The following is a 13145-nucleotide window of genomic DNA, read 5'->3' on the forward strand; positions in this document are numbered from 1 at the left end:
ATTACCTATAGGTAGTTTGCCAACTACTACGTAGTAGTCAGTAGATTACCTACAGGTAGTTAAGGATTGTTCAAATAGCGTTTAAATATCATTGCAAAATGCAGAGTTTCATTTCTTCAACGTAACTGTTAGTCTCTGTAGTGCTTTCTCATCCGAAGTTCCGCCATAGAGCAGTTCATACTTACCGGGAAGAACCTCCATGCGGTTTGTAGCCGGATTAAACCATTCAAATGTTGAGACGGGCAATTCAAACAGAACATCTTCCGCCTGACCAGCTTCCAGAGAAATTCTGCGGAAAGCTCTCAATGTTTTAATCGGTCCCTCCTTATCGCCAGGATTACGCAGATAGACTTGCACAACTTCATCTCCCGACAGTTTACCGATGTTCTTCAATGGTATGGTTAAAGTCAACCCCTCACCTGCCCGAAGTATTTTCTTATCCGCCTTAGCCTTACCATAGTCAAAAGTGGTATAGCTCAATCCATGTCCAAAAGGAAACAGAGGTCTTCCCTTGAAATAGCGGTATGTACGGTTGCTCATATCGTAGTCCTCAAAATCGGGTAGATCACTGCTCGATGCATAGAAAGTAAGCGGCAAGCGTCCGGCAGGATTATAATCACCAAACAGGACATCTGCAACGGCTGTTCCTCCCTGCTGACCGGGATACCATGCTTCAATAATCGCATCCAGGTTTTCTGCTTCCCAAGGTAATGCCAGCGTACTGCCGGAACATAAGACAAAAACAACCGGTTTACCTGTTTTTTTCAAAGCTTTCAGCATCTCTTCCTGCACCTGAGGCAGATCGATATTGGTGCGGTCACCTTTTCTAAATCCGGGAAGGTCCACCGGCATTTCCTCACCTTCCAGTGAAGAAGAAAGTCCGCCAACAAAGATAATCACGTCAGCTTCAGCCGCTTTATCGGCCATTTCCTTATAATTTATTTCTTTCTTAATACCTATATCAAATTTCAATGAAGCTTCTCCGCCAGCCTGAAAATACTCTAATACAACCTTATAGGCTTTGCCCTTCACTGCATTCAGATTATACATTTTCTCTCTTGTAGCTCCATTATGCCACTCAGAGTAAACCTCTTCCCCATCAATGAACAGTCGGGAACCATCATCCGCAGAAATAATGAAAGAGACTTCGCCGGATTCCTTCGGGGTATATACCGACTCAAAACGCGCCGAGAAATCGTGCAGATTTACTCCCGGCATAAATACGGTGTTACCCCCATTACCAAAATTCAGCGGCTCACTAAAATGGCCGACAGCCACCGCTTCACCTTCCAGTTCCTTATTATTCCAGAAGGTTGCCTTAAAGCCTTTCTTCCCATCATACGAGCAACAATCAAAGTAGCTAAAAACAGTCTGTGTATTTACAAAATCACAACCTTTCTCATAGTATACAGCTCCTTCGGGAAGTTTATTTCTAATGCCTTCAAGAATAGTAACAGACTTAGTAGGGAAACCGTTATAGTTTGCCCAGAGCATCACAGAATCATTGGCATTAGGACCCAGCACGGCAACTTTACGAACAGATTTACTCAACGGCAAGATATTATTCTTGTTAGTCAGTAATACCATACTCTTACGTGCCATCTCCAAAGCCTTGGCTACATGTTCTTTTGACTCTACAACCGAATATGGTATTTCAGACCACGAAACAAGTGTATTATCATCAAACATGCCCAACTGGAAACGAGCGCGCAATAAACGGAAAACCGATTCATTGATTTTGTCTTCTGATATCAGTCCTTTCCGTACCGCTTCATTTAAAGAAGAATAACTGCCGCCACATTCCAGGTCTGTCCCTGAAACAACAGCGTCAGCCGAAGCTGCAGCAGCCGTAGGGTGGGTTTCATGATGATTAGGATAGTAGAAATCTCCGATAGCTCCACAATCTGAAACCACAATATCATCATATCCCCAGTCCTCGCGCAGGATACGGATCAACAATTGCTTGTTAGAGCAACACGGTTCTCCTTCATAGCGGTTATAGGCACACATCACCTCTTTTACTTTCCCTTCCGTCACCAAAGTTTTAAAAGCGGGCAGGTAGGTTTCCCATAAATCACGCTGGGAAATATTCTTGGCATCAAAGCTATGCCTGTTCCATTCCGGACCACTGTGCACGGCATAGTGCTTGGCGCAAGCATGTGTCTTGTCATATTTTCCGGTGCCATCCCCCTGCAAGCCTTTCACTACGGCCAATCCCATCAGAGATGTCAAATACGGGTCTTCACCATAAGTTTCCATGCCCCGTCCCCAACGCGGATCACGGTATATATTAATATTCGGAGTCCAAAACGTCAATCCCTTGTAACCATCCCGCTCACCCTTACGTTGAAAATCATGGTATTTGGCACGGGCTTCATCCGATACGATGCTGAAGGTTTCATGAACAGCCTGATTATCAAAAGTGGCAGCAAGCCCTATCGCCTGAGGAAAAACAGTTGCTTTTCCGGCGCGTGCCACTCCGTGTAATGCTTCATTCCACCAGTTATATGCCGGTATTCCGAGGCGTTCAATGGCTGGCGAACCATTTTTCATCTGGCTGATTTTTTCTTCCAGAGTCATACGCTTCAACAAGTCCCACGCCCGTTCGGAAGGTGTCAAATCCGGGTTTTTGTAGGGTTCATTTTGTGCTGTAGCCACCAGGGCTACAGCACAGAAACAAAAGGATATCAGAATTTTCTTGACCATAGTATTTTGATTGTATCAGTAAAATCAGAATCGTATCAAACTATTCGTTGCTTGCTATTTCAATAATTCATTTATCATGTTCACTAACAGCTTTCCAGCTATCGGGTCGGTATCAGCCTTCTCCGTACACATGGTAGAAACTGTAGCCAATCCCTTTCCATCCTTTATCTGCAATAAGGTTAAACCTCGCATCGAATCGATTTTACGAATACGATCTTCCGGCTTTCCACCGTCGATATAAGCATGAATCTTCATCTGCCCTGCCAATTCTATCAGGTTTTCATTCCGGTTTACTTTCAGGGTAGCATTGCAAGCCAAAGGAATTTCTCTCTTATTATTATTGAAATAACGCAGTTCCAATACATCAATACCATCAAACACCGGTGCATCATTGCGTTCCATATTCACGATATCACCCTCTGTCGGGATAATCCAACTCGTGATATGTTCAGGATAAATAGTCTTCGCAACTTCTTTACTATTCAGTAAAAGCAACTTCCCTCCCTTTGACTGATAAGAGCGAAGCATTTCTCTTTCTTCGTTCGTACACTCGGTCAATCCGGAAATAATGCAAAGATTAGCTTTCAGTTTCGGATTCATCATTTCTTTTATAGTAGAAACCGCCTGATAGTTTATATGAAGGAAATCAAATTTGTTTTTCATGCCATCTTTATCCAGAAGAAGCACTTTTTTACCTTCTACTACTTGATTGATGTTCCAGTCTTTACGGGCCAACAGCAGATTATATTCATTTTCCGATACCGGTAAGCCATTCTCAGTCAACTTCAATACCAATTTAGCTTTCACCTTGTCGGCCGGCAAGTTAACCGGTAATTGGATATTCGGTTCAATATAGTAGCGTCCATAATGCTTCACAGCCGGGAGTTCCTCACTACCCCAAACCAGTTTCTTTCCGGTTTCATCCTGTACTTCCCAACGCAACAAAGTAGGTTTCAGGGCTGTACCATCCTCGCGGTCATTCACTACATAAATACGTGTCGGCAGTTTATCTCCACCATAAAGATTACGTCCCCATAACTCAGCACTTACCAACACAGGTTGCAAAGCACGCTTCAAGGCGTAATACGTAGGATATGGCTCAATATTCTGATAATCATAAACCTGACGGAACCAAGTGAGTAGGGCAAAATGCATGATACCTGATGCCTGATCGTTGGAACGGCGGAGCGCTTCAGCCAATTCTCCGGTTATAAACGCCTGCACGTTAAGGAATGATTTAGGATCTGAGAAGTCATAACATTCATAGCCTATCAGAGATTGAGGGTTCTGATGAATCAACTGATAAGAACGGGTCGGATGTCCGGTTTCATTATTCGGGTATCCGGTTGACATCTCCTGGCTGATAAGCGGACGTTCGGGCATCTTAAACCTCTGCTGGAATTCTCCGTTGAAGAACCGAAAGAGTGAGAAATTATACCAGTTATAATAAGCATGCATATCATCGATGTCGCCATCATCTATGCTATTCATAAAGTCAGCACCATACTTTTCCTTTTTGCCCTTTGCCTGATAGTTGGAGTCGAAGCAAATGGGGCGTGTAGGATCAATGCGACGCATTTCTTTTACCACATCCGAAATCACACGGTATTTCTCCTTAGCACGTTCCAGGTCATTATCATTATCATAGAACTTCATTTCATTATTCACCGTCCAGAAAAGCAGTGAAGGATGGTTACGATACTTTTTCAGCAAGGTGAGGAATTCTTCCTTCCACATCTCAATCAGTTTTGCATCAGGAAGCGGGGTGGAATGAATCATCAGCCAGGGCCAGGTACCTTCAAAGCTAACGCCAATACCATTTTTATCAGCAGCTCCCATCCAAAGTTTATTCCACGGAGTGGTGTGAGTACGGGTGACATCTATGTTGCCGGCCTTCATCAGTTGCATGAAAGTATTAGCCAGATTCAAGTCGTTCGGAGCAAGGGCAAACGGAATGTGATTGCCACCACGCAGCCAGTAGCGATTACCGTTCAAGAAGAACACCCCTTCCTTCACTTCAAAAGTACGGAAGCCGGAAGTCTCTGACAGACAGTCTAATTCAACACCTTTGGCAGTAACCAGCCTAAAGCGGAAATCGTATAGATTAGGATGATGAGGTGTCCAGAGACGAGGTTTAAGTCCATTCACACTGTAAGTGAACATCTTTTCTTCATCAGCATTCAGTACCAGTTTTTGCAAAGAAAGACTGCTGTAAAGCACAGAGCCGGTCTCTTTGTCCACAATGTCAGTATAAAGATCAAACTGATTCTTCTTACCGCCATGATTCTTCACCGTCAGGTCAAAAGTAGCTCCCTCCAAAGTAGGTTTGATAAAGACATCTTCCACCTTCACCGGGTTGGTGATAGTAAGTTTTACCGGCTGCCAGATACCTGCAGGCTCATCACCATAAAATCCATGTGCTATATCTTTCAAGATGTTGTTCTTCACAGCTACCTTTCCGTCTTCTTTTTCACTTTCGCGAACAGAAGAATAGAAGAAATCAATAGCTGCACTACCGTTTTCAGAAGCACTTCCATCCGCCTTACGGGTCACTTTCACTACTACCAGATTTTTGCCGGGTTTCAGTAACTTGCTTCCATCAACCTGTATTTCACCATACATGCCGATATGCGAACCTGCCAGCTCTCCATTAATATAAATCTCTGCTACCTTTGAAACAGCATCAAAAGTCAGAGTCATATTTTTGCCTTCAACGCCAGCCGGTAGCTCTATCCACTGACGATACCAGGCAGCGTTCGTTTTTCTATAATCAAATGTATAACCCTCGCAACGATCGGTTTCCTGCTGGTAATAGGTATCCGAAACACCTTTTGGCTGAGGCCCTGTAGGTGAAGGCATGGTTTCTCCATGTAACCAGATACGAATCGGGTTCCAGAAATTAGGCACAGACATTACATGCCAATTCCTATCGTCCGTAGCCGTGGATACCGCTTTTTCCTTATCGTCCAGCTGATATCCGGGCATAAAGAGCCAATTACCATCCAGTGAAATATCCGTGCGTCCTTCCTCCAGTCTATTCATTTTCACAGACGCATAATTTGCTCTTTCAAGCTGGCGCTTGCTTTCTTTCTCTTGTGGTGTTGCCACCTTACGATATTCTGCAACTTTCACATTTTTCAATGCATCTTCTTCCAACGGAGTAACAACGAGGTCGTCAAACTCAGTTTCAATCCAACCGCCTCCCAAAGTCACAGGACCGGAAGGTGCCAAGTTGCTGTTTTTATCTGTGATATCCATCCGCGGTTCCTTCTCATCATTCAAGAAAACGCGAATACGGCTACCACAGACTTCTACCTTTAACTGATACCATTGACCCGGTACCGGATGAAATCCTAACGGACGAACGCCCATAAATTCATCCGTACCCATATATCCCATGCGCATCAGGTATAAATCATCTTGCAATCCTCCTTTTATACCGACTACATAACGATCAAAACGATTATTGGCACGAAATCCTGCCCAGATTTGAACTTGTTCCGCTTCTTGGGGAGCGCGCGCTTTAAAGGACATAGTATAGTTCTTCCACTCAGGATCACCGAAACAAGCATAAGAACCTTTTGAACGGAACACCCCGTCTGCAATGCTGCATTCACCCCGTCCCACTGTTTTCAGTATTTCTCCCTGATCGGAGAAATTATTTTTCCATTCAGATTGCGCATATCCGGATGATGAAATCAAAAGACATGCGGCAGTCCAAAAGGCTGTATAGAAATTCTTCATGATATTACAATATAATATTATTTTCTGCAAATGTAGCTTCGACTCATTAACAGAAAGTGAAATAAATAATTAATTAGACATTAAAAAGCAATTAATCGTAGCTGGTACCATTACAAATCATCAAATAAACTTTTAAATTATGTTATGTTGCCATGATAATCTGCTTCGGTATAAAGTGCAAATTCCCTAATCAGATTTGCAACCGCCAAATAGAACAAAATGAACTGCTTCGTATCAGGTATATACCCTCCTCGTACCTGCTTCGTATCTGCTTCGCTATTTTCATATCCGTATAGAAGCGAAGAAAGTACGAACTGGATATATCACAAAAGAGCTTCTGACCAAAAGTTATATTGAAATTCGGGTCAAAAAAGAAGGAGAGCACTTATTCGAAAACAAATACCCTCCTTACTTACCTACCTACTTATTTAGTCAATTCAATTTGATATCTGGGAAATCCAGCATCTCCTCCGGAATATAAAATTCTAAGGTACATGTATCTTTTCAATTGTTGTAAAGTTCTCGGCTCCCATGCCTGGATAGTTTGTTTCCGGCTTTCCTGTAGCAGTCTGACAATTCATTGATACACGAACCCAGTAATCAATGCCTGTATATTTCAACGGTATATCCGTACGGTATGTAATCTCCTGCCCTTCCATATCATTGGTTATCGTCTTCTTTGTTTGGAACAGCTGTCCGTCAAAAGCAGAAGCATTCACCGAACGGGAAATACGCAAATAAGATTCACGCAAATCAGGCATTTCATACCCAGCCTTTTGGTTTCTCTTGAAACGAACAGAACATTCCAAATAATTGTCCGGTGTAATTGTAGGCTTTTTCACCCACTCGATAGTAAGGTATGGAGTCACTGTAAAGTCTCTGGTAGTAGTACCGGATATCTTTACCAATTCACCTGCATCGTCACCATCCTGCAACTCATCATCATAGGGATAGAAGTTTCCGGCATAAGGAAGCATTCGGTATTCGCCTGCAAACCACTTGGTGTTACGGTATGTACCATCTTGCTGTACCTTCAGTGTTTGGTTACCGACGAATGCATTTTCTTTTCCGGCAGCCCAACTAATCTCTCGCATCCGAATATATCCGGATCCATGATTTACCTGCAATGGTTGCCCATTATGATCGTACAAAGTCCCTTGAATCGTAGCATCAGGTGCGTCATAATTATCTAATTCGCAAGATGTAGCCATCATGCCACACAAAACGAAAAATATACATTTATTAAAGAGTTTCATATTATTGCATTTTAAAGTTATTGATTTCTATTCTTTTGCAACAAAGGATTGTTCTTCAACTCGTCGGTCGGAATTCCTTCATAGTACCTATTCACTGCACCGAAATTAACTCGACCGCTTCCTTCTTCACAAGATTTAGCATCGTAAATATACTTACCGTCAGGAATACCATTTCCATCTACTGTAGCACCTTTAGCGAACATGAACGAATAAAGTCCTCTACGACGATACTGACGAATCTGTGTATCAAATGTGAACCAACGAAGCAAATCCCAATAAATTTTACTTTCGAAAGCCAACTCCTTATATCTTTCTACACGGACAATCTGTAAGCCTCTAGTGGGAGCTTCTACAAATCCACCTTGCCCTTTAGGACCAGGATTGGACCAATTGGTAAAAGCAGCTTCAGTAGAAAGTTCACTCGGACTGCTCAACAATTTAGCTCCGGCACGATCACGTAAATCATTGATGCAATTGTAAGCATCTTCCAGCATATCTGTACCTCCATAAGATGCCACCCCATTTTGAGCTAATTCAACAGCAGCTTCTGCACGATTAAGTAATACCTCGGCATATCTCATTTCAATCCAGGGCTGAGTAGAAGTTTGATGTACAGTTGATGCCTTGTCCACAGTAATATCCAAGTTTTTACGACCGAAGAAACCTGTAATCGTATTAGTACCGGTATTTCCATTAATCTTTGGTCCATCCAATCCATTCTTGAATATCTTTACGCCATCTGAACGGAGGTATGGATCCTGTTGATCCGCTGATCCTTGGCGAGACCAATCAAGGAATGTACGTTCACGGAAAGGATTTTTATCATAAACTTCCTTGTTCCACATTGAAGAAGAGTTAAGATTACTTTCAGCAGCTCCATCGTCAACAGTAAATTTCTTAAATTTAGCCACAGCCGGGTCGTATTCTTCTTTTATAATACCGGCACGCAAATCCAACTTCATACCACCTTTATAGAGTCTTCCGGGTATCAGAAGATTAGCCCTTAGCCGTGGTTCCACACCATCCCACAACTGTTGGCAGTTATCATATACCAAGTAGTTACCTTCCTCATCAAAAGCACTGAAATGACCATTATCATCTAGTGGGAGACCATCAAATAACTCTACCCAATCAAGAGTCGGATTAAAGCGGTCACCACCTTCAGATGCCATACGAGGCGGACACATCATAGAATTATAAGAGTGAACACTCATATTAAAGTCAAACTTACGCAACCAGATAGATTCTTTATTAGAATCAGACTTTTCCCATACTTCTGCATAGTTGGCTTCTTTATCAGCATTGCCTCTATGAAGTTCATATTTCCCGCCAGTTTCCACTAACTTAGCAGCATCCCAAGCTTGTTGGAAATAACCATTTGCTCTTTCTTTGGGAATACCTTGAAGCAATACTCCATCCACTTCCCAATCTTGGAATTTTTCTGATCCGTAACGAGCTGTTGTACCGGCATGTAATGCTACACGACTCTTCAAAGTGGCCGCAACATACTTATTAGCACGACCGGCTTCGCTAGTTTCAGGAAGATCAGCAATAGCTTCATCCAAATCCTTCAATATAAAATCATACGTATCAGCATGACTTTCACGTGCTACCCACAACGTTGATTCATCATTAGGATCTAAAGATTGCGGTTCGAATATTTTCGGCAATCCACCGTAGCGTTTAGCCAATTGAAAGTAAACATAAGCTCTGACAAACTTAGCTTCGGCAATCCAAGATTTAGATTGATTTGCTAATTCCGGATAGTTGGGTAAGCTTGTAATCAATGTATTTGCCTGACGAATTACTTTAAATCCGCCTCCCCAATAGCCACTTCGATGATATGTCATACCGGTATTATTGCGGTTAACCATTTCACCGGTAGAGTTCCAGAAAGTCCAAACGCTTAAACCGTTACCAACATAATATCCACCCCCAATTTCCGTACCGTTACTATTCGTATCATAATGGTAATCTTCCATAGGCAAGTGGTTATACATACCTGCCATGTAAGCTTTAATACCTTTTTCATTATATATATCCTCGGCCGTAACAATGGACGTAGGTGTAATATCCAAATCAACACAAGAGGTAAACAACCTGAGCGAAAGCAGTGATGCAACTGCCATCCAATGTATCTTTTTCATTTTTTTTATCTTTAGCATATTTATAATCCAGTACTATTAGAATGTGATGGTTCCACCGAAGTTGTAAGTTCTACTCAACGGATAAAGATAACCATATGTTTCAGAAGGCTTTTCAGGGTCAAGTCCTTTTACACCTGTAATAGTAAATACGTTATAAGCATTCACGAATACACGCAAATTCTTAATTCCGATTCTGTCAAGCACTTGGTTCTTGGGAACGGTAACACCAAGTTCTACACTTTTCAGACGCAGATATGCTCCATTTTGTAAGTTGAACTCAGAAGTTTCCTCTGCTCTAGTTTTACCATATGGGTACCAACCGGAAACCCATTTATTAGTAGGATCATACGGATCTTTCTTCGCATCAACTGGATGCCATCTGTCATACAACAGGTCAAGAGCATTTCCATCCCAAGAAAGCGGGTTCAATAACTGTTCACCATAACCAATATAAGACATAGCTGCACCTTGGAACAATAAGTTAAAGTCAATCCATTTCCACTGACCACCCAATGTCAAACTGAAGTTCATAAGCGGATAGTTACGGGCATCGTTAAGGTTGGTACCGGGAAGTCCTCCGTTATTGTCACTATTCGTAGTTGTAGCAATCGGATGTTTATCCTGGTCATCGATGACACCGTCACCATTCCAGTCTTCATAAATCGGGTCACCAGGAAGTGAACCTGCATTAGCATAAATAGAATTAGCTATTTCATCATATGATTGATATTGGCCGTTAGAGCCTTTTCCAAACCAAATATCTTTGTAACGGTTGATATAATTATTACGCCAATAATCATAAGAATTAGAACGCTCAGGCATTACTTTTTTCGTCCACATACTACGAGTCATCTGTACAGAAAGACTTGCATTGTATCTGAACTGGTTAATCTGGTTATTATGACGCAAAACAACTTCAAAACCCTTAGTACGATCCGAGTTCATGTTAGCTTGAGAAATACCAGAACCAAATGTAGCCGGCACAATAACACTCGGAGTAGCCAACAGACCATCACGGTCACGCTGGAAGAAGTCTACAGAGAAGCCAAACAGGCCACCCCAAAAGTCTGCATCAATACCAAGGTTTATCATAGTAGATGTATACCAAGTCAAATCCAGATTCGGCGCATTTCTAAATCCAAGCGCATTGGTAAATGTATTACCGAATACATATCCTCTCGGAAGATTTTGTCTGTTATGATATGACTGGGGATAATCATACCCTTCGATAAACTGGAACTGAGAAGCACCATCATCTCCAAGCTTTCCCCAAGAGCCTCTTATCTTCAAGTTAGAAACGAAAGGAAGATTATCTTTCATAAATGCTTCTTCAGAAATACGGTAAGCCAACAGCACACTTGGGAAGAATCCCCATTGCTTGCCTTTAGGGAATTTAGACGAGCCATCATAACGGAAAGAGAATTCACCTATATACTTTCCTGCATAATCATAATTGAATCGACCAACCAAAGCCCTGGAAGCATTCTCTGACAAGCCACTTCCTGTTCCTTCCTGATTTTCAGTATTACCTGCAAACAGATAAGGAATGGGAATTTCGAAATAGCGTTTCGCACTAAAGTCATATCCTTGGTTATATCCCTCTTCATAAAGCATCATAGCACCAACATGATGTTTATCAGCAAATGTATTGTCATAATTTAATTGTACATTCCACAATGTAGAATAAGATGTACTAAATACACGTTTCAACTCAGTTTTACTATTTCGAGTAGCAGCTACATCATATTGCTCTGTAACGGCATTATAACGGTACTCGTTATACTCTTGCTTATAATTTGCATTATCGTTATAAGTTTTATCATAGCTGAACATACCTTTGGCTGTCAATCCCTTGACCCATGGAACTGTATATTCTAACTGCATATTAGACTGGAAGATATTCTTCTTGTCTTTTACATATCCAGCTAAATCAGGACGGATAACAGCAGCCGGGTTAAATTCCACATCCGGATGATAGTAGTAAGGATCAGTATTATTAGCATATACCGGATCTGTAGGACGTGAGCGCCAAAGCATCTTGAAGACCTCCCAACTAGACATATTTTGCCGGTTAGTTTCGTCCATAATCATATTCAACTTAACGCCTGCCTTCAAATTCTTTGTAATTTGAGCATTCAAGTTAGAACGCAAATTGTAACGGTGGTAATTAGCAGAATTAGTGCGGAAGAAACTACCTTGATCGTTATAACCAAAATTAACATAATAATCTACCTTCTCACTACCTCCACTGACAGATATATTATGTTGCTGTTGAGGAGCAGTCTTCTTCATAACTGCATCATACCAGTCTGTATCAGCCATTTCACCATTCGCCAGTTGCTCAAAATACGAATCATCGTACGTTAAAACAGGGTTAGAAGTACTACGCATAGTAGTCTCATTATACAGAATAGCACGGTCGCGTGAGCGAAGAGGACGCAATATTTCAGCCGGTGTTTGAATACCATAATAAGCTGAATACTCAATCTTAGCTTTTCCCTTTTCTCCTTTTTTAGTAGTAATCAGCACTACACCATTAGCTGCACGCACACCATAAATAGCAGCCGATGCATCTTTCAATACAGAAATACTCTCCACATCATTCGGGTCCATACGCGGCATATCCCCACGTGGCACACCGTCAACAATTAACAAAGGTGCACCCAAACCACGAATATCAAACTGATTGGTAAACTGTCCTGGCTCAGATGTTTTTTGTATATTTCGAACACCCGGCAATTTACCTGTCAACATATTCTGAATATTGTTACTTTTGGTAGAGATAATTTCGTCATTATCCACAGCAGATACAGCACCCGTTATAGTAGCTTTCTTTTGTGTTCCATATCCTACCACTACTACCTCATCCAACTGGTTTGAGTCTTCCTGCAGAACAATCTTATAAGAAGTTTTATTATCCAACTTCATTTTTTTAGTTATATAACCAATATAGGAGATTTCCAACGTTGCTCCTGCAGGAACTTTAAGATTAAAGTTACCGTCAACATCGGTAATAGTACCCAGTGCTTTATTACCAACGACCGTGACATTAGCACCAATAATTGCTTCACCTAATTCATCAACAATCTGCCCGGATATACTTCGGGAAGTTTGTGCACGCATCGGAGTAAGCACCATCAAGAACATCATTAGCATATACCAAGAAGCGTATTTGCTAACTCTCACAAAATTAGATTTGTTTTTCATGTGTTTCATACATCTCACTTTTAAAATTGTTTTTCATAAAATAACGTATCCTTTAAATTAATAAGTAGGAAGGATGTGTCTTTGG

General features: G+C 41.6%; 5 protein-coding genes. All 5 read right to left on the reverse strand.

The genetic code is table 11. The annotated features are described in order from the left end of the window. Positions 1-108 precede the first annotated feature (108 nt). Positions 109-2706 (reverse strand): xylan 1,4-beta-xylosidase, encoded by a 2598-nt coding sequence (gene xyl3A, locus HMPREF9447_RS21845; RefSeq protein WP_009131963.1) that lies wholly within the window; start codon positions 2704-2706, stop codon positions 109-111. Between the two features lie 54 nt (positions 2707-2760). Further along, a complete protein-coding gene (locus HMPREF9447_RS21850; protein ID WP_009131964.1) occupies positions 2761-6450 on the reverse strand; it encodes a glycoside hydrolase family 2 protein in 3690 nt (1229 codons plus the stop codon). A 485-nt stretch (positions 6451-6935) separates the two neighbouring features. After that, positions 6936-7706, reverse strand: a complete 771-nt coding sequence (locus HMPREF9447_RS21855) for a DUF3823 domain-containing protein (protein ID WP_009131965.1) — start codon at positions 7704-7706, stop codon at positions 6936-6938. Positions 7707-7723: 17 nt separating this feature from the next. After that, the gene (locus HMPREF9447_RS21860) at positions 7724-9853 is read right to left on the reverse strand and encodes a RagB/SusD family nutrient uptake outer membrane protein (protein ID WP_009131966.1); all 2130 of its coding nucleotides are present in this window, start codon (positions 9851-9853) and stop codon (positions 7724-7726) included. 36 nt (positions 9854-9889) lie between these two features. Then, the gene (locus HMPREF9447_RS21865) at positions 9890-13069 is read right to left on the reverse strand and encodes a SusC/RagA family TonB-linked outer membrane protein (RefSeq protein WP_009131967.1); all 3180 of its coding nucleotides are present in this window, start codon (positions 13067-13069) and stop codon (positions 9890-9892) included. Between the last annotated feature and the right edge of the window lie 76 nt (positions 13070-13145).

This window comes from Bacteroides oleiciplenus YIT 12058, from assembly GCF_000315485.1.
GTDB classification, from domain to species: Bacteria; Bacteroidota; Bacteroidia; order Bacteroidales; family Bacteroidaceae; genus Bacteroides; species Bacteroides oleiciplenus.